This is a genomic window from Corynebacterium nasorum, assembly GCF_022345765.1.
In the GTDB taxonomy this organism is placed as follows: Bacteria; Actinomycetota; Actinomycetes; order Mycobacteriales; family Mycobacteriaceae; genus Corynebacterium; species Corynebacterium kefirresidentii.
On record NZ_JAKRDR010000002.1, the window covers coordinates 88,404 to 107,058 of the forward strand.

An 18,655-nucleotide genomic window follows, 5' to 3' on the forward strand; every position below is an offset into this window, starting at 1 on the left:
CCGTGAGTTCTCAAGATGTTCAACGCCCTATCTGCATAATCGGTCTCGGCCTCATCGGCGGCTCTCTGCTGCGCGATCTAGCCGGGTATAAACACCCCGTTTTTGGATATAACCACTCCACTTCTGGCGCCCGCACTGCAGTAAAGCAGGGCTTTGACGTCACCGATGATCTTCCCTCTATTTTGACCCGCGCGGAAGCCGAAGATGCGCTCATCGTCATCGCTGTTCCCATGACCGCGGTGGGCGAGGTCCTCGATGCCATCCAGGAGCACGCGCCTAGCTGCGGTATTACAGATGTGGTTTCCGTAAAGACTGCGGTACGCCAGCAGGTCCTCGAACGCGGCATGGAATCGCGCTACGTGGGTGGCCACCCGATGGCGGGCACCTCCAAGTCCGGTTGGGATAACTCCCAGCGGGACCTCTTCCGCCGTGCGGCGTGGGGCATTACTTATGACTATGCCGCAGAGTGCGAGGCGCGTGGGGAAAAGATTCCTAAGCAGTGGATTGAGACCTTTACCGAGGTTGTACGCATGACGCAGATGGTGCACGCGGAGGCGGTTCCTATTCGCGTAGCTAACCACGATGCTGCGGTGGCGCGCATTTCCCACCTGCCGCATGTCTTCGCCGAAATTCTCGCCGTGGTGGGCGATAACGGCGGAATCTTGGCGCAGTCCCTGTCTGCCGGTTCTTTCAAGGACGCGACGCGCGTGGCCGGTACGCAGCCGGAGCTAGTGCAGCAGATGTGCGAAACCAATGCCCCGGCGTTGGTGGAGGCTTTGGACGAGGCCTTGGATCTGCTTCGCGACGCCCGCGAGAAGCTCGACTCCCCCGAGCCTTCCATCGCCGAGCTTTCCGACGCCGGTTATCGCGCCCGCACCCGTATCGATGCCCGTTCTGGCGCGCGCAAGGAATCGGTCTCCCCGGTCAAGATTTCTTCCCGCCCGGTGCTGCGCCTACACCCAGGCGGCCCGAATTGGGTGGCGCAGCTGCGCCAGTCCGAGTCCCTGGGTGGGCGCATCGAGATTTTCTAGCGCTTGCGACCCCGTAGGCCGGGAATGCGGGATACTACCGCGGCGGCAATAAGACCTAGCACTGCTATTTCGGCATAAAGCCAAGCGTGGTCGGCGCTGGTCTGCGGGGTTTTCGGCGGTTCGGGAGTGGTTTCCGCGGTGAGAATCGCTTCCTTATCGCGTCCGCTTACCACTCCCTCGATCCAGTCCTTGGTGCCGGCCAGCGTGGTAATAGCCGCGCTAGGTGAAGGCAGGTCTGGGTCCCCGTTCGCGGTGCCCGCCGTGGCGAGTCCGGCGAGTTTACCGTCGACAAAGAAGGGGCCGCCGGAGTCACCGCCTTGCATACCGGCTCGGCCGGTGGAGTGAACATCAAGGATGGCGCTTTCGATAAGCGGCATCGGGCCATCGGGCGCCCCGCTCGGCATCGCCCCACCCGGCATCGCCTCGCCGGCTGGCACGCTTTCTGTACCCTCCGGTGCTTTAAGCCCCGGCATAGCCTCGGCCGCGGGAACGCTTTCTCCGCCATCGGCATCCGCACCGGCGCTCGCGGCAGCGTCCGCGCCAGCAGGTTCGGCGGGGCTACCGCCGAGGAGCTCGGCCACTTCCATTTCCGCTTGGGGCAGCTGACCGCGGCGCGCCATAGAAGAACTACTGCTCCAGCCGTAGAGTGTGCCGCGTTTGCCCGGTTCCGGAACTTGGGTGGAAATCTCTGCGAGCTTTGTATCGGTGACAGGGGCGGTGAGGTGGAGAAGGGCGGCGTCGGAAAGCGGGGATAGCGCCCACGAATCGGCGTCGTAGGTGGTGCCATTGATGCGGGCCTGCGTGCCCTCGTTGTTGACGGACTCGAGGCAGTGGCGGGCGGTGAGCACCCACTGGGCGGCCACGAGAGTACCAGTACAATCACCGAAGCTACCCACGCGTCCTATCTTGAGTTGGGCGACGGTGCGGGCCTCCGGGGAGTCCGTTGCTGGATCACCGTGTTCGAGAGCAGTGGCCGGGGCGGCAGTCAGTGCCACGATGCTGGCGGCGAGCAGGGCAGGGAAAATTTTGTGCTGCATGATTAATCCTTCTTTCCGGCAGGAACGGCGATGGAAATAGCTTTGGCGACGGCCCATTCGGCCGGCCCCTTTCCTATCAGGCGGCGCCACAGGGTTGCGATAACGAGGAAGAGGGCAATGAAAGCGCAGGCCCAGGCGGTGTTGTGCAGGGCGATGTGGCTTTGCCAGTAGTAAGCGGTGAGCACGTGCAAGATGTAGATGCTCAGCGACATCGCACCTAGCGCAGCAAAGGGATAGACCAGCTTAGGCGCAGCTCGACCAGCAAGCAGGCAGAGGTGTAGGACGACTGCAGCGACGGCAATGGACAGCACGATCTCACCCACGACGCCGGTGTGGCCGGTAAAACGTAGCCAACCAGGAATGTCCGTAGTAAAGCGGAAGTAAAAACCGATAGCGGCAACGATGCCGGCTATAGCAGTGGAAACCCACTGCGCAACTGCGCGTTGCTTGCGAATATAGATTTCATAGAGCAGCATGCCGGCGAGGAAATAAGCGATATAGGCCAGCAGTGGGTAGACCTGCGGTAGGGTCAGCGGAGCGTATTTCACGGTCGCGGCTACGGTGGCCGCAGCGAAAAGGATTAGCTTCCAGGCCCAGTGCAACGGGGGAACCCAGCACAGCAACATCATGGTGATGCCAATTACTACTAGGACGACCTGAATCTCTCCTCCAAGGGGCAGTAGAGCAAGGCCGATGAGTGTAATTATGCAGCCTCGGGCGAGGATGCGCAGAAGCGTCGTCACCGTGAAATTGCGGGCAATGATCATCAATGTGATGCCCGCCAAAATGGCAAAAAGCGCGGCGGGCAGGCCGTTGAGGATGACTTTGGTATGCCACACGAGGGAGGCCATGTGCAGGACTACCATGCCAATAATGGCAAGTGAGCGGGCTATATCAAGCCCAACGATGCGCGAAGACGCGGACACCGGGCGTTCTCCTTCAAGACAGAGGGGAGCGCGTTGCCGCAGTCCCCTTATTAATAAAGACTTTCTTTTTCTACTAAGTCTGTCTGGGAGGTTGCTGTGAATGTTTTATACGTGTCCTGCATTTTATAAAGGGGTTACATATGACTTATTGCGGCAGTGAAAATCCGCCTAATCGCGGAAGTTATCATCGCGATATTTGCGCGACCGAGAGGGATCAGCAGCAAGCTTGAGAAGCGGGGCGCATATTAGACCAAGCACAACTCCGCCCAGAAGGAGCCACAGGCTCCCAGAACCGAGCCATAGTGCGAGGCCAAGGACAATGCCGGCAATGAGACCCGGCAGCAATGAGGAAGACTTCATAGACGGGCACCTGCGAAATAGATTAGATACAAGAAAAGCCGCCCGAAGGCGGCTTATTTTGTGCGCCCGGAGGGATTCGAACCCCCAACCTTCTGATCCGTAGTCAGATGCTCTATCCGTTGAGCTACGGGCGCAGACCGTTGGTAAGCAGTGCGTGCGCTCTGCTGTGCAACGAGAAGTAACTATACCCACGGTCTGGGAAACTACCAAATCCCCAGTTCACTTGGTGTTTACCCACGAGAAGCAGGAAGGCTTTAGGAAGGAATGAGGGCGGCAACTTCGACGTCGGAAAGCAGGGCGTCCCGGAAAGCTTGCAGGGTGGCCTCGTGGTCGAAGTCAATGCCGATGAGAACAATTTCAGCACCAGGGGTCACGCCATTGGCCGCCCAGAGGGACGCGGGCATGATCTGGAGGTTCGGGCCGGCTTGCTGCCAGGCGTGCGCAACGCGCAGATCGGTATCGATCCAGCAATAACCCTTGGAACGCACCAGACCGGTACTGGCCCGCAGGGCGGCAAGTAAGCGCTCGCGATTAAAGGGCCGATCCGCACGAAAGACCACCGAGGAGATGCCATATTCCTCGGTCTCGGGAGTATGTGGGTTGGCCAGTTCTTCGGCGTAGCCGTGATAGGCGGCAGCGGTAGCTGTGTCATACAAGTGGGCATCGAGGACGAGTCGCGGGTCGATGACACCGTTGGTAACAATCACGACGCGGGCACGGGGGTTCATGGCGCGCACGGTAGCGATGACCCGTTCGGTTTCGGCAGCATCAACCAAATCAGTCTTGGTGATAAGGATAAGGTCAGCAAACTCAACTTGGTCCACTAGGAGGTCAGCCACGGTGCGGTCATCGCCAGGCGTGGCTTCGATGCTCTGGGATGCGAGACTCTTGCCACGGCGCAGCTGGTCAAGAAAGGTGGAAGCGTCCACGAGGGAAACCATGGTGTCGATAGACGCGGCTTCGGCAAGCGTCGTGCCATCTTCAAACTCCCACTCAAAGGTGGCCGCAACGGGCATAGGCTCGGAAATGCCGGTGGATTCGATGACAATCTGATCGAAGCGGCCGGAGCGGGCGAGTTTGCCCACGGATTCGATGAGATCCTCACGCAAGGTGCAGCAGATGCAGCCATTGGATAGCTCGACAAAGCGATCCTCGCCGCGCTCAAGGTGGCCCTCGCCGGCAACGAGGGCGGCGTCAATATTGACCTCGGAGAAGTCATTGACAATGACGGCCAGCTTGCGCCCCTCGCGGTTAGCAAGCAGGTGGTTTAAGAGCGTGGTTTTTCCGCTGCCTAAAAATCCGGACAGCACGGTAACGGGTGTAGCCATTCCCTAATGATAACGTTTTTCATTAGGGAATGGCTATGTCGCCTAGATTGAGAGGCCGAAGATAGGCACTGCCAGTAGATACACCGTAAGGGTAATGAGGAAGATGCCGATGATATTGAGTCCGAGACCGCCCTTGATCATCTCGCCAATCTTGACGTAGCCAGAACCATAGGCAATGGCGTTCGGCGGGGTAGCCACGGGGAGCATAAATGCACAGGTTGCCGCGAGCGCCACTGGGATGGTGAGCAGAAGAACGTTGATATCTCCCTCCGCGGTCAGGCCAACCCCCACGGCAACGCCGCCCATGATTGGAATGAAGGTGGCAGCCGTTGCGGTATTAGAGGTGATCTCAGTCAGGAAGAGCACCAGTGCGGCTACGGCGGCGACGACAAGGACAACTGGGAGGACGCTCAGTCCCTTAGCCATCTCACCAATCCACAGGGACAGTCCGGAAGAATTAAAGACCGAGGACAGCGACAGGCCGCCGCCGAAGAGCAAGAGAACGTCCCACGGCATCTCATTGGCAGTCTTCCAGTCGAGCAGTCGAGTGCGACGCTGATTATCCGCCGGAAGAATAAAGAGCACGATGCCGGCAGCGATACCCACGATGGCATCGTCATAGTTCTCAAATTCCTTAAGCACCAGCGGCAGGATTACCCACGCTGCGGCGGCCAGAACAAAGATGATGCCGGTCATAATCTGAGGGCGGGTCCAAGGGCCGAGGGCCTTAATCTCATCGTCGATAAGCTCACGGCCGCCCGGAATATCCTTCATCTCTGGCTTGAAAATGGTGATAAGTAGTGCCCAAGCAATCAGCAGGAAGATCACGGCAAGCGGCACACCGACCGCCATCCATCGACCAAAGCCAAGGGTAATGCCCCAGGTATCGGCCATATACGCGTTCAGGAAGGCATTCGGCGGGGTGCCAATGAGCGTGCCCAGCGAACCAATGGACGCGGAATAGGCAATGCCCAGCATGAGGGCCGTGGCAAATTTCTTTTGCTTCTCCCAGCCACCTACGGTCTCTGCGGTCAGCGCGAGCACCGAGGTACCAATAGGCAACATGACCACGGCCGTAGCCGTATTAGAAACCCACATGGACAAAAATCCGGTGGCCAGCATAAAGCCCAAGATGAGGCGCTTGGGAGAGGTACCAATCACCTTCACCACATAGAGGGCCAAGCGGCGGTGCAGGTTCCAGCGCTGCAGGGACAGCGCGATGAGGAAGCCACCCATGAACAAGAAAATGGTGGCGGAGGCATACGGGGCGCCTACTTCCTTGATTGATCCGACGCCAGCTAGAGGGAAAACAACCAACGGAAGCAGCGCGGTGGCAGCGAGCGGAATAGCTTCAGTCATCCACCACACGCCCATAAGGATCGTCACCGCTGCAACAGCGCGGATGGCACCAAGCGTGTACTCGGCTTCCGGATCTGCGCCAGAGGAGCCTTGGACTGTCTCGATGGCATTGGAGGGGAAGATAAAGAAGACAAGTACCGCCAATGCCAAGCCCACGAAGAGGCCAATAAACTGCCGGCGCCATTCGCCGCGTGGGACTTTAGGGGCTTCGTCACCTTCGGTGTGGGCGGTGGATTCGTGAGTATGCGGGGTGGTCATACCGCGCGCTCCTTCACTAAGAGAGGACTGTGCTGAGGGATATGCTCCGTACTTCCCAGGTTATTAGCTGGCCTAGACAGCAAATAGAAAGTTATCTAATTCACTGCGAAGCATGCACTGACCATACAAAACATGTGACGCAGAAACCATATCCCGTCACAATAAACCACCCCCGCACCCCCGAATAGCACACACCACACCTGCCTAAAACCAGAAATGGCTCCACCACTCCTCCACCCCCGATCGATGAAGGATGGGTTAAATTCCCAGCACGGTCTTGGCAATCAGGAAGTAAATAATGAGGCCCGTAGCATCACAGAAGGTAGAGATAAACGGGTTAGAAAAGACCGCCGGATCGGCACCGATGGTCTTAGCCACGATGGGCATCAGCCCGCCTACGGTCGCAGAAATCGAGCAAATCAAAAACAGCGTCGAACCGATGACTAGGCCGATGCTCATGCCATAAACCAGCGTAGCCAGGCCCAGTCCCGCCAAGCCGAGCACGGCACCTAGCAACATGCCGACGCGTAGCTCGCGCCACAAAACGGCAACGAGGTCGCGGGTGCGGACATCGCCCAGCGCCAAAGCACGGGTCACAGTGGTGGCAGCCTGATTGCCGGTATTGCCACCGGTGCCGGTCAGCAGCGGGATAAATAGTGAGAGAACCACGGCCTTGGCCAGCGTGCCTTCAAAGGAGTCCAATACTTGCACAGTCAACAGCGCAGAAACTGCTAGCACGAGCAGCCATACGATGCGCGAGCGCACCAGCTTGAGCAAAGGCGTGGATAGGTACGGCTGTTGAAGGGCCTCGGTACCGCCAGCACGAGCGGAGTCCTCGCTATCTTCTTCCTCCACAATGTCCGTAGCATCGTCCCACGTCAGCAGACCAACCAAGCGGTGCGAATCATCCACGATTGGCAGTGCAAGAATGTCCAATGGGAGGAACCAACGCGCGGTTTCTTCCGCGTCAGCACTAGCACGGGCAAAAATGGGATCGTGCATAATATCGGCCATGGTCAGCGCGGAATCAGCGGTGAAGATTTCGCGCAGGCTCACCACTCCCACAAGACGCCTATCCTCGCGGGTAATGGGCACGGTGTAGATGGTTTCCAGCTCATGTGCGGTCTCCCGCAGTTTAAACAGCGCGTCCCTAACGCTCATGTCCGGGTGGATTCCAGGCACCTCGGGCGACATTCGGCGCCCCACCGATCCCTTGACATAGCCCAACACCACGCCCGTGACATCGCGCTTGGATTGAGTCAGTGAGCGCAGCAGCCGGTCCGCAATCTCCGCGGGCAGCTCATCCAGCAAAGCCACGCGGTCTTCCGGATCAAGCTCGTCGAAGAACTCATAGACATCAGCATTGCCCAGCTCATCGATGATATCGGCCTGGTGCTTTGCATCGAGGGCATCAAAGACGACGATTGATTTCTGGCGCGGCAGCAAGCGCAGGGCCAAGGCCGACCGGACGGCATTTTGCCGCTCGACGACGGCGATGAGTTCCTGCAGGGGCACCCTCTCCAGGAGTTCCTGGAGGCGCGGGGCCTTGGTGGGGTCAATGGCGTCTTCTTGCTTGAGCCATGCCTCGACAATATCGCTAGCCCGCTCGGTGGTCTCCGCCATGGCCTACCCGCCTTTCCAGCCCCAGGTTATTGACTTCAGCCTTCTTAGACTACGCCATTTGCCCAGAAAATCCGCCAGAGATCCTCCCTGGCCGCATGACGACGCCCAGAAGCCACCTCAATGACGACACCGAGATAACTACAGGAATAGACCCCACAGGGCGAAGGCTGCCAGCAAAGACACCAGACCGGCAGTACTGGCCAAAATGATTGCATGCGGAAGGGGAGCCTGGGAAGACAGGGCGACGTCGACAAGCGAGGCACGTTGCCACACCGCCAAGACCAGCGCCAGCACCCCGGCGGCAAGGAGGACGAGCGGCAAAAAGACGTGCACACTCACCGCCCGCATCACGCCTAGCAACACTAAGGAAAGCGCCAAAAGGGTGCGCTGCCAAGACAGGCGCGTGCGCTCTGGTTGCAGACCAGGATCAAAGGGCTGGTTAGACAAGGAACTCGCCTACCAAAAGCGCACCAGCCACCACCACGATTACAGCAACAAGGACCGGAAGGCCGAAACTAAACGGTAGCGATCGATTCTCTCGCATTGCGCGCTCTGATTGCTTCCAATGCCCCCACGCCACCACGGGCAAGATAATGGCGACTATCAACATGAAGACCGATACCGCGGCACGCAGGGTGCCTGGCAGCGGAACGTCAAAGGCCTCAAGTGCTACTCCGCCAGCAATCAACGCCAGGGAAGTGCGAATCCACGCCAGGAACGTGCGCTCATTAGCGAGCGTGAAACGCGGATCAGGGTCGGTGCCAACTGCAAACACCGAACGGGGAAACCTCGAGTCACTCATGGGCACCACTTTATATTCATTTGTCTCTTGCGTCGCGACAGGCCCACGCAACGCTTCGCCTTACCGTAGCCTCATAGGCACAGGCCAGCCCCCTGAGCCAAGGAGCATCCATCCCCTATGAACCTGCGCTTGTGCAACTACGTGCCATCCTCCCCGCACGAGGACGAGTTTTTCAGCAAAGAGAACATCAAGCGCGTCAGCACCCCAAATACCCGCCCCGATGCCACCGGCTTGCGCGAGACCGTTTTTAACAACGGCCCGTGCCCCTCCAAGAACCATACGAAATTCGACTTCCTCTTCCAGCTCTTCCATATGGGTAGCATCGTAATTCTGGGATTCTTCCCCTTTGCTCTTACCGGGCTCGATTTCCGCATCGCCTTGCTCATCAGCCTGTCCATCATCGCATTCGGCATTTCCAAGCCCGTTCGCTGGCTGGCCTCGACCCACAATGAGCGCACTCTGCTCCGCACAGCGTGGGCCAATAACTGGCTCGAGTTTTATCCCGTGCTGGTGGGAAACTTCTACCACTGTGATACCAAGGAAGAAAAGAACCCTGTAGGCGATGACCACTATTACTTCCACCGGGCGCGCATCATGGTGTTCTTTCCTGATGGCTCCACGGAAGTACTACCAGAGCTCGCAACCGTGAAAGCTGTCGACTATCCGCCTGAATTGATGAGGACAGATGGCACTGCCATTGCGGAAAACCCCGACGATCTGCGTGTGAGCCCCAGCGTTAATAATGGCTGGACACTACTTGCCGTGCTCGCCGGTGACCCGGTATCCGCCGGTACTCCCGACATCGGCTTGAAAGAGCAACAAATAGAAGCAGCGCTTGCCCAAGTGGAGCGCGAGTGGGCACCCGGCATTCTGAACTAACCCGCCGCAGCGAGTTATAGTCGGGCCCATGATTGAAGTTGCCGCCGTAGTTTTCCGTAATTCCTTTGGCCATGTCCTCACCGTGCGCAAGGATTCGTCCACCAAGTTCCAGTTACCTGGCGGCAAGCTTGAGGCTGGCGAAACCCCCGCACAGGCCGCAGCCCGCGAGGTCGCAGAGGAAATCGGTGTGGAGGTCCGCCTCCCGGAGCTTTCCCCGCTCGGCACCTTCGACGCGCCGGCCGCCAACGAACCCGGCGAAACCGTGCGCGGCCACATCTTTACCTATCCTCGCCCAATCCTTGCCCGCGCAGCCGCAGAGATTGCGGAAGTCGCATGGGTAGACCCCACCAACCCAAATCGCGAGCTCGCCCACCTACTGCGCGACGAGGTCTTTCCTGCCCTAGAATCCTAAGGCCCTGCTTGATCCCTTAAGAATTTCCTATTGCAGCTCCTGGGAGGGCAACCTAGAGTTATTTTCATCAGAATTGAGTGATGAAAGGACTGACCCCCATGCCGCAGCAATCCACACTGGGACCTATCGTGACGATTACTTTCCTCGTCCTAGGAGTCATTAGCTCTGTTATCGCCATTCTCATGGTGCCTGCCCTCTTCCACGAGGTCACTTCCCTGCGCGCTGCGGCTTTTACCGGAAGCTTCATCTTCGGCACCGGCATGCTCACGCTCTTCCGCCGCTGCGCCAAGTACCAGCGCAAATAGCAGATTTCTCCGCTTCACGGCGCCGGCGAGAATAAAACCCGAATAAAAAATCCCGAGCACACTCGCTCGGGATTAATTGGCGGAGATGAGAGGATTCGAACCTCCGGACCCCAGAAGGGTCAACTCCTTAGCAGGGAGCCCCATTCGGCCGCTCTGGCACATCTCCACGGTTCACAAGGAACCTCGTTTGAGAATACCTGCCTGCCCCGCCGCTGCCAAACTAGCCCCCCCTGCTTTCGCTCCCGTAGCAAAGGCGCAGGCCCTACAGTGGTAGGCATGATTCGCCCCGATCTGAAAGCCATCCCTGCCTATGTCGCTGGTGCGCGCAACGATGACGCACTCAAGCTCTCCTCTAACGAGGCGGCTCACCCGCCCTTGCCAGAAGCGGCCGCTGCCATGGCGGAGGCAGCCGCACAGGCTAATCGCTACCCGGATATTGCGGCCACCGCACTGCGCGAGGACCTAGCCGCGCACCTGGGCGTGGATCAGGAGCAGGTGGCGGTGGGCACCGGCTCATCCGCACTGTGCCAACAGTTGGCTGAAATTGCCGCCACCCCTGGCGAAGAAATCCTCTTCCCATGGCGCTCCTTCGAGGCCTACCCCATCTTCGCCCAAGTGGTGGGCGCCCACCCCATTCCGGTTCCGCTCAGTACAGACCAGCGCGTGGACCTTCCTGCCATGGCGAAGAAAATCACGGATAAAACCAGGCTCATCTTCGTGTGCAATCCCAATAACCCATCGGGTACCACGATTACCAAGGCCGAGTTCGCCGCATTCATGGATGCCGTGCCTGCCGACGTCCTCGTAGCCCTCGACGAGGCCTATATCGAATACAACCGCGCCACCGACACTCCGCTGGGCACGGAGCTGGTGGGTACCTTTCCCAACCTGGTGTGCCTGCGCACCTTCTCTAAGGCTTATGGCCTGGCCGGGGTCCGCATCGGTTATGCCTTCGGCCCGGAAAATATCATTGAAGCCCTCAATAAGGTGGCTATCCCCTTCTCCGCCAGCACCGTGGCACAGGTTGGCGCCCGCGCGGCACTGGCGGCGCAGGATTCGCTGCGGGAGCGTACCGAGGAGACCGTCGTCCAGCGCGAGCGCTTAGAAGCAGCCCTGCAGGACTGGGGCGTGCCGCATTCCGAGGCGAATCACGTGTGGCTGCCGGCTCAGAATCTTGCCAGTCTTGGCACTCCGCAGGAGATAGCCGCCCGCCTCGCCGAACGCGGCGTGCTCGTTCGCGCCTTTAGCGAGGGAATTCGTATTACCGTTACTACCGAGGAAGAAACCGACACTTTGCTTAAGGCATGGAATGCAACCGTAGGAGGCTAAATGCGATCGCTTATTAACTTCGCCCTGAATGTCTTTGCCATTGCGGTGGCGCTGTGGGCCGTGGTCACTGTCATTCCCGGAATCTCCATCACTCCGGCCGAAACCGGAAATTTCATCGCCATTGCCATCGTCTTCATCATCATTAATGCCGTAGTCACGCCGGTGCTGCGCGTCCTTGGCGCACCGCTGACGTGCCTGACACTCGGGCTGTTCTCCCTCGTCATAAACGGCGCAGCGCTCATCATCGTGGAGTGGGCGCTCAATACGCTTGACCTCGGGATTGGCCACCTTGTCATCGACTCTTGGGGCGCCGCGATTATCGGCGCCATCGTGCTGTCCATCGTCAGCAGCGTCATCAATTTCTTTACTAGTCCGCTGCGCCAGCGCGATTAGCCGCCCGCAAAAGGTGGCAGAACGTCCACGCGGGTCACGCCGGCCAGGGGAGAATCCATGGCGGTGTTCCCAGCGCCGTCGATAAGAAAGCTACAGCGCCCCAGCACTTCTTTCAGGCTCATGCCGGCCGCAGTGGTGCCGGTATGGTCCTTGCCCAGCTGCACTACCAAATCACCCAAGGTAGCGGGGGCGTCTACCTGCTCAGAAGCCACCCCCGCGGCGGCGCGTGCGGCAGCGAAATAGTGAACGGTCAACATGCCTTCTACTATGCCTACGCACCCCTGCCGTGTCGAGACCGTGGGTAAACTAGCCGTCATGCGCACACCTGAAGCCCACGCGCGTGAAGTCGCCGCGGCCCTGCCCGTACGTCACGTAACCACCGTGGCCCTCAATCAGGCACAGGAAATGGTCTTAGCTGCGGATATCCGCGCTGATTTCCCTTCCCCGCGCTTTGATAATTCACAAATGGATGGCTACGCCCTCCCCCAGTGTGCGGCCGGGACTTACCAGGTAGGCCCCACCATCGCCGCCGGTACAGAGCCCGCCCAAGTGCTCCACGGCTCACTCAACGCGGCCTGCCCCATCATGACCGGCGCCAAGGTGCCGGAAGGAACTGCAGCCATCGTGCCCATTGAGCACTGCGAACCACAAGAATTCCTCGCCCCGGGTGACCGTGTCACCGTGCCGGAGACCTCACCTGGGCAATTCATCCGCCGCGCCGGCTCGGACTTAGAAGAAGGCGCCCTCCTGGCGGCCCAGGGCGATAAACTCACGCCGGTCCGCTTGGCCGCCCTTGCTTCCCAAGGCATCGCCGAGGTGGAGGTCTACCGCCCCGCCCGCATCCTGATTTGCACCGGCGGAGCAGAAATCGGCAGTGGTAGCGCCGCCATTCCTGACGCCAATGCGCCGTTATTGACGGCATTGGCCCGCCGCGCCGGCATCGACGTCGCGGGCTATACCACCACCGATGATGACCCGGAGGCCCTAACCCACGCTTTCGCAGACGCCATTGCGCAACATCACCCGGACGCCATCATTACCTCGGGCGGAATCTCTGCTGGGAAGTTTGAAGTAGTACGCCAAGTGCTCGATGGCTGGTTCGGCCATGTGGACCAGCAGCCCGGCGGGCCACAGGGTATCGCTACTTTCCACGGCACGCCGGTAATCTGTCTGCCGGGAAATCCCCTCTCCACGTTGGTAAGTTTCCGCCTCTTCGTTGCTCCGGCGCTGGGTTGGGCACCGGAGTCTTTCCGCGTTCCGCTCGCGGCAGGCATTGAAGGCCTCGCGCACAAAGAGCAATTTCGCCGTGGGCGCGTCGATTCCCACGCCCATATCCTCGGTGGTGCCAGCTCCCATCTGCTCGCCCAAGCGGCCGATGCCACCCATCTCATCCGCATCCCAGCCGGCCAACGCCTTGCGGAAGGCCAGGAAGTTGAGGTCTACCCACTATGAGCCCACAGCGCACCGCCATCGTCATCGTCGCTTCTACCCGCGCCGCCGCAGGAATCTACGAGGATCGATCCGGCCCCATCGCGGTGGAATTCTTGCGACGCAAGGGCTTTGACTGCCCCGATGCACGCATCGTCCCCGATGCCGATATTGCCGCCGCCGTTGCTGCCGCCTTCGCCGAAGAGCCCTCGGTCATCTTGACCTCTGGTGGCACCGGCCTGACTCAAGATGACAAGACGGTAGAAGCTGTCGCGCCGCATATCACCCGCGAGCTGCCTGGCATCGCAGTGGCCTTCTGGCAGAAAGGCTTGGAAAGCGTGCCCACCGCGGTGGCTTCCCGCGCGATTGCCGGTGTTAATGACTCCACCTTTGCTATGACGCTGCCTGGTTCCACCGGCGGGGTAAAAGACGGCTGTGCGGTTTTGGATAAATTAATTGTTCCGATCGTCGATATGTTAGAAGGAGTACATGAGCACTGATCCCTCCTATGTGGCCGAACAGACCGGCTGCACCATTGGCACGCTTTTGGGCGATCAGCCCCTTGAATCCCACCTTGCCGCTGCCAAGGAAGAGACCGCCACGGCCGCCATGGGTGCCGTTGTCACCTTTGAAGGCGTCGTCCGCGATCATGATGGCGGCCGGCCGAATGTCACCCTTCTTTCCTATAGCGCGCATCCAACCGCACCGGAAAAGCTGCAGGAAGTCACCGATTCTGTCGCGGCTAACCACCCAGTGCGCCTCTGGGCCGCCCACCGCACGGGGGATCTCAAGGTTGGTGACCTAGCCTTTGCCGTAGTTGCGGCCGCCGCGCACCGCGGCGATGCCTTTCGTGCGGCCGAAGAATGCGCCGATCGCGTCAAAGCCGAGGTCCCTATCTGGAAAGAACAAAGCCACGGCGATGGCTCCACTCACTGGGTGGGGCTGGAATGAGCATCCGCTATGCCCGCCAAGAAGCGCTCTGGGGCGAGGAGGGACAGCGCAAGCTCAGCGCAGCCCACGTGGCTGTTATCGGCGCCGGCGGCCTAGGCTCCCCCGCCTTGCTCTACCTGGCCGGTGCGGGCGTAGGCCACATTTCGCTTTTCGACGACGACGTGGTCTCCCCTTCCAACCTGCACCGCCAAGTCATCCACACCACCGCGGCCATTGGCACGCCGAAGACTGATTCCGCCGCGGCCGCCGTCCGCGCGCTCAATCCGGAGGTGGACATCACCTGCCATGGTCGCCTCGAAACGGCCACCGCCCTCGAGCAATTGCGCGGCTGCGACGTGCTCCTCGATGGCACGGATAATTTCGACGCCCGCTACCTGTGCTCTTGGGCCGCCCATAGCTTGGGCATTCCGCACATTTGGGCCTCTATCTTGGGATTCGATGCGCAAATGAGCGTCTTTTGGTCGGGCAAGGGCCCCGTGTACGAGGATGTCTTTCCCACTGCCCCTGCCCCAGGCGAGGTTCCTTCGTGCTCCCAGGCCGGCGTTCTGGGGCCGATCGTCGGCGTGGTGGGATCCGCGATGGCCTTGGAAGCCTTAAAAATCATTACCGGCGTCGGCACCCCGCTTATGGGCACGCTCGGCTACTACGAGGCCCTTTCTGGGACGTGGGAGTATATCCCCATCCGTTCCACCGGGGCGGAGCCTACCCAGCCGGACGATGCCCCCGAGGTCCGCGAGATCCCTGCTCACGCCATGCTTATCGATGTCCGCACAGACCCCGAGCGCGCCCAGTCTACCATTCCTAATTCAGCGCATCTTCCCCTCAACCGCATCCTCGCCGGTGAAAACCCCGATATCGCACGGGACGAGGTAGCCGTTATATATTGCGCCAGCGGCATCCGCTCCGCCCAAGCCGTCCACGCTCTGCGCGAGCGCGGATACTCACAGGTGGTTTCCCTGCGTGGCGGTATTAACGCGTGGTTGGAACAACAAGGAGCGTCTTAACGCGCCCCCGGCGAGTCGTCTAGACCCTTCTATTCTTGTCTTCTTTTCCGCGAACAAAGAGGAACCAGATCAGCGGTCCTAAGAAGGGCAGTGTGAAGGTAGCGACGATAAAGAGCACCTTCGCCGCAAGCGTGTACCCAGAAAAAATGATAGAAATTAAGGCCGCTATCCAGAACGCGACGAGCAAAAGGATGGGAAGGAACCCGAGGAACCACCACGTATCGTTAGGGTTAGTAGATTCCGCTGCTGCTAGGTAAAACTCCGAAGTGCTCATAGTGTCCTTTCGCCGAGTGATTTTTATCTTCGCTACAGAGCTTGACCACAATCACATCTCACTTGCCCTGTACATTTCCAAGATTAAGTCTGCGCCGCACCAGGCACATCATCCCCCGGTATGAAATGCCGCAGCACCACAAGAAGCAGGTTTTAACCCCAAGCCGTTTTCCGGTGCCCCGCCATGACCAAGTTCGGGTTAACACCATCCAGGGTGAGGCCTCCCGGGATAGCCGCACATAAGTAAAACGAGAAAACGGTAACTCCTAGCGTGAGCCAGAAGCTACCGAGGTATCGCCGAGTCATAAATTATGACGTTGGCGGAGACGGCGGGATTTGAACCCGCGGAGGAATAAACCTCGCCGGTTTTCAAGACCGGTGCATTCGGCCGCTCTGCCACGTCTCCACGTTGTATATCGAAGGCACTTTTCTTGCCCACGAAGCAACTTGGTCAGTGTACTAAATAGATGGCCTGGTTTCCCAAAAATCCACCTGTAGTTCTGAAATGCAGCCCCTTTCGTGGCGCAGGACACACCAGGTTCGTTAAATTGGGCCTATGACTACAGGAAAAATGAAGGCAATTGTCCAGACCGATCCTCAGGAGCGCCGGTCCCTAGAGCTCCACGAGGTCGAGGTTCCCCAGCTCCAGCCGGGCGAGGTGCTCGTCAAGGTGCAGGCAGCAGGCGTTAACCGCGGCGATATCCTGCAAACGATGGGAGCTTATCCGCCGCCACCGGGGGCGTCAGAAATCCTGGGCTTGGAAGCAGCGGGCATCATCACGGACGCCGGGGATACCGACTGGGAGGTGGGCACCGAAGTGGGCTGTTTGCTCGCTGGTGGTGGCTACGCCGAATACGTTGCGGTCCCACAGGGCCAGCTACTTCCTCTACCCCAGGGGTATAGCGTTGAGGAAACCGCGGCGGTAGTCGAGGTTGGATGCACCGTGTGGTCCAACCTAGGCATTGAGGCGGGGCTGCGCGAAGGCCAGCGTGTACTCATCCATGGCGGAGGAGGCGGCATTGGCACTTTCGCCATTCAGGTGGCTAAGGCGCTGGGGGCAGAAGTGGCGGTCACGGCCGGTTCCCAGGAGAAGTTGGAGCGTTGCCGCGAGCTGGGCGCCGACATTCTCATCAACTACAAGGAGCAGGACTTCTTAGATGAGTTAAAGGGAAGCTGCGATGTCATTTTGGATATCATCGGCGCAAAATACCTTGAAAAGAATATGAAGTGCCTAGCTAAGGACGGCAAGCTCATCATTATTGGCATGCAGGGCGGCACCAAAGCAGAAATTAATTTGGGAGCCATGCTGCCCAAGCGCCTGACCATCCAGGGGACGACGCTGCGGGCCCGCGATCTAGAAGACAAAGCGCAGATTGTGGCGGGCACAGTAGAAAATGTCTGGCCCATGTTGGAGGATGGCCGGGTAAAGCATGCGTTGCACGCCACTTACCCGCTTGCCGACGCCGCCCAGGCCCACGCCGCCCTAGACAGCGGCGAGGTCACCGGCACTTTGGTGCTTAGCGTTTAGGCCAAGGAAGCTACGACGCGGGTGAGGTGTTCGACGTCGTGATAAGTGTTGAAGGGGCCAAGCGCAACGGTAACGGCGCCGCCGATTTCCTCCACGCCCATCTCCGTTAGCAACGGGGTCTGCGGGGCAAGCGTGGTGACCAGCCCATTATCAAAGAGACGCTTGTACACGGTCTCCGCCGGAACACCCTTCACAGCAAAGGTAAGGCGCGGCAGGCGATCATCGGATGCGCCTGCGGCCGCCTCTCCCGTCACTCCGAGGATGTGTACGGCAGGCAAGGTGCTCAAGAAGGAATAAAGGTCCCCGCGCAGGTCCTCGAGGTAGGCGCTAAGCGCATCCATAGAGGTGCGCAGGCGCTTGCGGCGGGAGCCATTCTCCCCACCGGCGAGGGCGGCAAGATGGTCCACGAGTGGTCCGACACCGCCGGCCAGGCCAGAGGAAATTGGCGTTTCCAGCTTGCGAGCGCCCTTGCTGGCATGCACCGGATCGAGGGCATCGAGGCGGCGGAACATACGGGTATCGCGGAATACCAAGGCCGCTAGCTGCGGGCCGCCCAGCAGACCAAGGTCGAGACCCAAGATATCGGCACCGAGCTCATCGAAGTTGATGGGGCGGTAGGGGGCGATCGCAGAGACGTCGAGAAGCGTCCAGGCGCGAGAGCGTTCATGCACGGTGTCTATGATCTCAGCCGTCGGGGAGACCGTACCCAAAAGCTCGTGGGCGGCAGAGAAAGCGACGAGTCGCGTGGAGCCGTCGACAAGCTCGGCGAATTGGAAACCCGGCAACTCACCCGTACCTAAGTCCGGCTGGGCCCAGCGGGTTTCTGCTTTAACCTCAGAAAATGCTGAATACAAGGAAGGCGGGTCCAGCTTTGAGAGCACTAGTGAGGAATTGCTGCCGAGCAGCGGGCGCGCCGCATGCGCCAAGGACTGGTAAAGCACCGGCAGGGAGGGACCGAGCACCACGCGGTCTGCTTTGGAACCGGTCAGATCTGCTACGGCCATGCGCGCAGCGGTGTAATTCCCATCTCCTTCCAAGCGCCCCGGCGCAGGTGTGGCAGAGTGGGCGCCGCCCGGCCCTTCCTGGGGCGCCACCGCGGTAGACATACGGAAAGAGCGGGCCACGCCGGAGGCTACTCGCTCAGAAATCTGGGGAACCGCGTGCGCGTTGAGGTAGGTCCAACCATCAGATAGCCCGGTGTATAAACCGCGCACACTGAATACGTCATAGTGCGCCGAAGCTCCTGCTGGCATTTCGGTCCCTTCTTTTTTCGCGCTAGGCATCGCCACTCAGTGGCGGTCGATTCCCTACTGTATACGCGTTTGCCGCAAGTTTCCCAAATCTGGATTTTCGCTGAATATGGCCGTTTTCGCAGGCTAGCGGCGTGTAGTTCCCGTTTGCCCAGCCCGCGCGCTAGGGTGTTGAGCGT

At 59.7% G+C, this 18,655-nt stretch carries 22 protein-coding genes and 3 tRNA genes; 11 read left to right on the forward strand and 14 right to left on the reverse strand.

What is annotated here, in order from left to right; genetic code table 11:
* The first annotated feature begins 2 nt into the window (after positions 1–2).
* Positions 3–1,031 carry a prephenate dehydrogenase gene (locus MHK04_RS02305; RefSeq protein WP_239207823.1) on the forward strand — a complete coding sequence of 343 codons (1,029 nt, stop codon included), beginning with the start codon at positions 3–5 and terminating at the stop codon, positions 1,029–1,031.
* Here the strand turns inward: MHK04_RS02305 and MHK04_RS02310 are convergent.
* The 9 genes from MHK04_RS02310 to MHK04_RS02350 all read right to left on the reverse strand — a co-directional run bounded on the left by MHK04_RS02310 (position 1,028) and on the right by MHK04_RS02350 (position 8,724).
* On the reverse strand, positions 1,028–2,068 hold the full coding sequence (locus MHK04_RS02310; protein ID WP_239207822.1) for a trypsin-like serine protease: 1,041 nt from the start codon (positions 2,066–2,068) through the stop codon (positions 1,028–1,030). The genes MHK04_RS02305 and MHK04_RS02310 overlap by 4 nt on opposite strands.
* 2 nt (positions 2,069–2,070) lie before the next feature.
* Positions 2,071–2,994 carry a DUF418 domain-containing protein gene (locus MHK04_RS02315; protein ID WP_239207821.1) on the reverse strand — a complete coding sequence of 308 codons (924 nt, stop codon included), beginning with the start codon at positions 2,992–2,994 and terminating at the stop codon, positions 2,071–2,073.
* A gap of 168 nt (positions 2,995–3,162) precedes the next feature.
* Entirely contained in the window at positions 3,163–3,354 is a 192-nt protein-coding gene (locus MHK04_RS02320) for a hypothetical protein (RefSeq protein WP_086588618.1), read from the reverse strand.
* Between the two features lie 61 nt (positions 3,355–3,415).
* A tRNA-Arg gene (locus MHK04_RS02325) sits at positions 3,416–3,488 on the reverse strand.
* 120 nt (positions 3,489–3,608) lie between these two features.
* Complete coding sequence (locus tag MHK04_RS02330) at positions 3,609–4,682, reverse strand: GTP-binding protein (protein WP_239207820.1); 1,074 nt, start codon at positions 4,680–4,682, stop codon at positions 3,609–3,611.
* 42 nt (positions 4,683–4,724) lie between these two features.
* Positions 4,725–6,299, reverse strand: coding sequence for an SLC13 family permease (locus MHK04_RS02335; protein ID WP_239207819.1), 1,575 nt, complete (start codon positions 6,297–6,299; stop codon positions 4,725–4,727).
* A 258-nt stretch (positions 6,300–6,557) separates the two neighbouring features.
* Positions 6,558–7,922, reverse strand: a complete 1,365-nt coding sequence (gene mgtE / locus MHK04_RS02340; RefSeq protein ID WP_239207818.1) for a magnesium transporter — start codon at positions 7,920–7,922, stop codon at positions 6,558–6,560.
* A 138-nt stretch (positions 7,923–8,060) separates the two neighbouring features.
* Complete coding sequence (locus tag MHK04_RS02345) at positions 8,061–8,369, reverse strand: DUF202 domain-containing protein (protein ID WP_200288386.1); 309 nt, start codon at positions 8,367–8,369, stop codon at positions 8,061–8,063.
* Positions 8,362–8,724: a YidH family protein gene (locus MHK04_RS02350; RefSeq protein WP_049359000.1), complete on the reverse strand. Its 363-nt coding sequence runs from the start codon at positions 8,722–8,724 to the stop codon at positions 8,362–8,364. The genes MHK04_RS02345 and MHK04_RS02350 overlap by 8 nt, the downstream gene beginning before the upstream one ends.
* Positions 8,725–8,841: 117 nt before the next feature.
* Here MHK04_RS02350 and MHK04_RS02355 point away from each other — a divergent pair, with 117 nt between their 5' ends.
* The 3 genes from MHK04_RS02355 to MHK04_RS02365 all read left to right on the forward strand — a co-directional run bounded on the left by MHK04_RS02355 (position 8,842) and on the right by MHK04_RS02365 (position 10,320).
* Positions 8,842–9,603: a hypothetical protein gene (locus tag MHK04_RS02355; RefSeq protein ID WP_239207817.1), complete on the forward strand. Its 762-nt coding sequence runs from the start codon at positions 8,842–8,844 to the stop codon at positions 9,601–9,603.
* A 28-nt stretch (positions 9,604–9,631) separates the two neighbouring features.
* Positions 9,632–10,015 (forward strand): NUDIX hydrolase, encoded by a 384-nt coding sequence (locus MHK04_RS02360; RefSeq protein ID WP_239207816.1) that lies wholly within the window; start codon positions 9,632–9,634, stop codon positions 10,013–10,015.
* 80 nt (positions 10,016–10,095) lie between these two features.
* Positions 10,096–10,320, forward strand: coding sequence for a hemolysin III family channel protein (locus tag MHK04_RS02365; protein ID WP_239207815.1), 225 nt, complete (start codon positions 10,096–10,098; stop codon positions 10,318–10,320).
* A 77-nt stretch (positions 10,321–10,397) separates the two neighbouring features.
* Here MHK04_RS02365 and MHK04_RS02370 read toward each other — a convergent pair.
* Positions 10,398–10,486, reverse strand: a tRNA-Ser gene (locus MHK04_RS02370).
* Between the two features lie 110 nt (positions 10,487–10,596).
* Here MHK04_RS02370 and hisC point away from each other — a divergent pair.
* Together hisC and MHK04_RS02380 are read left to right on the forward strand one after the other, a co-directional pair.
* Complete coding sequence (gene hisC, locus MHK04_RS02375) at positions 10,597–11,649, forward strand: histidinol-phosphate transaminase (RefSeq protein ID WP_239207814.1); 1,053 nt, start codon at positions 10,597–10,599, stop codon at positions 11,647–11,649.
* Positions 11,650–12,042 (forward strand): phage holin family protein, encoded by a 393-nt coding sequence (locus MHK04_RS02380; protein ID WP_049358913.1) that lies wholly within the window; start codon positions 11,650–11,652, stop codon positions 12,040–12,042.
* On the opposite strand, the gene MHK04_RS02385 is transcribed toward MHK04_RS02380, so the two are convergent.
* On the reverse strand, positions 12,039–12,299 hold the full coding sequence (locus MHK04_RS02385; RefSeq protein ID WP_049358915.1) for a MoaD/ThiS family protein: 261 nt from the start codon (positions 12,297–12,299) through the stop codon (positions 12,039–12,041). The genes MHK04_RS02380 and MHK04_RS02385 overlap by 4 nt on opposite strands.
* Positions 12,300–12,357: 58 nt before the next feature.
* Here MHK04_RS02385 and MHK04_RS02390 point away from each other — a divergent pair, with 58 nt between their 5' ends.
* The 4 genes from MHK04_RS02390 to MHK04_RS02405 are packed head-to-tail and all read left to right on the forward strand — an operon-like array spanning position 12,358 to position 15,425.
* Positions 12,358–13,494, forward strand: a complete 1,137-nt coding sequence (locus tag MHK04_RS02390) for a molybdopterin molybdotransferase MoeA (RefSeq protein WP_239207813.1) — start codon at positions 12,358–12,360, stop codon at positions 13,492–13,494.
* Positions 13,491–13,970, forward strand: coding sequence for a MogA/MoaB family molybdenum cofactor biosynthesis protein (locus MHK04_RS02395; protein ID WP_239207812.1), 480 nt, complete (start codon positions 13,491–13,493; stop codon positions 13,968–13,970). The genes MHK04_RS02390 and MHK04_RS02395 overlap by 4 nt, the downstream gene beginning before the upstream one ends.
* Entirely contained in the window at positions 13,960–14,421 is a 462-nt protein-coding gene (locus MHK04_RS02400; RefSeq protein ID WP_239207811.1) for a molybdenum cofactor biosynthesis protein MoaE, read from the forward strand. The genes MHK04_RS02395 and MHK04_RS02400 overlap by 11 nt, the downstream gene beginning before the upstream one ends.
* Positions 14,418–15,425, forward strand: coding sequence for a ThiF family adenylyltransferase (locus tag MHK04_RS02405; protein WP_239207810.1), 1,008 nt, complete (start codon positions 14,418–14,420; stop codon positions 15,423–15,425). Before MHK04_RS02400 ends, MHK04_RS02405 begins: the two co-directional genes overlap by 4 nt.
* 19 nt (positions 15,426–15,444) lie before the next feature.
* Here MHK04_RS02405 and MHK04_RS02410 read toward each other — a convergent pair whose 3' ends face one another.
* Positions 15,445–15,699: a PLD nuclease N-terminal domain-containing protein gene (locus MHK04_RS02410; protein ID WP_023020355.1), complete on the reverse strand. Its 255-nt coding sequence runs from the start codon at positions 15,697–15,699 to the stop codon at positions 15,445–15,447.
* Between the two features lie 317 nt (positions 15,700–16,016).
* Positions 16,017–16,104, reverse strand: a tRNA-Ser gene (locus tag MHK04_RS02415).
* Between the two features lie 165 nt (positions 16,105–16,269).
* Here MHK04_RS02415 and MHK04_RS02420 point away from each other — a divergent pair.
* On the forward strand, positions 16,270–17,226 hold the full coding sequence (locus MHK04_RS02420; protein ID WP_239207871.1) for an NAD(P)H-quinone oxidoreductase: 957 nt from the start codon (positions 16,270–16,272) through the stop codon (positions 17,224–17,226).
* Here MHK04_RS02420 and MHK04_RS02425 read toward each other — a convergent pair.
* Complete coding sequence (locus MHK04_RS02425; RefSeq protein WP_239207809.1) at positions 17,223–18,479, reverse strand: aminotransferase class V-fold PLP-dependent enzyme; 1,257 nt, start codon at positions 18,477–18,479, stop codon at positions 17,223–17,225. The two genes, MHK04_RS02420 and MHK04_RS02425, sit on opposite strands and share 4 nt — an antisense overlap.
* Positions 18,480–18,655: the final 176 nt, after the last annotated feature.

Coding starts and splice junctions, on each gene's coding strand:
- MHK04_RS02310 (WP_239207822.1), bottom strand. CDS start 2,068: ATGCAGCACAAAATTTTCCCTGCCCTGCTCGCCGCCAGCATCGTGGCA.
- MHK04_RS02320 (WP_086588618.1), bottom strand. CDS start 3,354: ATGAAGTCTTCCTCATTGCTGCCGGGTCTCATTGCCGGCATTGTCCTT.
- MHK04_RS02330 (WP_239207820.1), bottom strand. CDS start 4,682: ATGGCTACACCCGTTACCGTGCTGTCCGGATTTTTAGGCAGCGGAAAA.
- MHK04_RS02335 (WP_239207819.1), bottom strand. CDS start 6,299: ATGACCACCCCGCATACTCACGAATCCACCGCCCACACCGAAGGTGAC.
- mgtE (WP_239207818.1), bottom strand. CDS start 7,922: ATGGCGGAGACCACCGAGCGGGCTAGCGATATTGTCGAGGCATGGCTC.
- MHK04_RS02350 (WP_049359000.1), bottom strand. CDS start 8,724: ATGAGTGACTCGAGGTTTCCCCGTTCGGTGTTTGCAGTTGGCACCGAC.
- MHK04_RS02355 (WP_239207817.1), top strand. CDS start 8,842: ATGAACCTGCGCTTGTGCAACTACGTGCCATCCTCCCCGCACGAGGAC.
- MHK04_RS02360 (WP_239207816.1), top strand. CDS start 9,632: ATGATTGAAGTTGCCGCCGTAGTTTTCCGTAATTCCTTTGGCCATGTC.
- MHK04_RS02365 (WP_239207815.1), top strand. CDS start 10,096: ATGAAAGGACTGACCCCCATGCCGCAGCAATCCACACTGGGACCTATC.
- hisC (WP_239207814.1), top strand. CDS start 10,597: ATGATTCGCCCCGATCTGAAAGCCATCCCTGCCTATGTCGCTGGTGCG.
- MHK04_RS02380 (WP_049358913.1), top strand. CDS start 11,650: ATGCGATCGCTTATTAACTTCGCCCTGAATGTCTTTGCCATTGCGGTG.
- MHK04_RS02385 (WP_049358915.1), bottom strand. CDS start 12,299: ATGTTGACCGTTCACTATTTCGCTGCCGCACGCGCCGCCGCGGGGGTG.
- MHK04_RS02390 (WP_239207813.1), top strand. CDS start 12,358: ATGCGCACACCTGAAGCCCACGCGCGTGAAGTCGCCGCGGCCCTGCCC.
- MHK04_RS02395 (WP_239207812.1), top strand. CDS start 13,491: ATGAGCCCACAGCGCACCGCCATCGTCATCGTCGCTTCTACCCGCGCC.
- MHK04_RS02400 (WP_239207811.1), top strand. CDS start 13,960: ATGAGCACTGATCCCTCCTATGTGGCCGAACAGACCGGCTGCACCATT.
- MHK04_RS02405 (WP_239207810.1), top strand. CDS start 14,418: ATGAGCATCCGCTATGCCCGCCAAGAAGCGCTCTGGGGCGAGGAGGGA.
- MHK04_RS02410 (WP_023020355.1), bottom strand. CDS start 15,699: ATGAGCACTTCGGAGTTTTACCTAGCAGCAGCGGAATCTACTAACCCT.
- MHK04_RS02420 (WP_239207871.1), top strand. CDS start 16,270: ATGAAGGCAATTGTCCAGACCGATCCTCAGGAGCGCCGGTCCCTAGAG.
- MHK04_RS02425 (WP_239207809.1), bottom strand. CDS start 18,479: ATGCCAGCAGGAGCTTCGGCGCACTATGACGTATTCAGTGTGCGCGGT.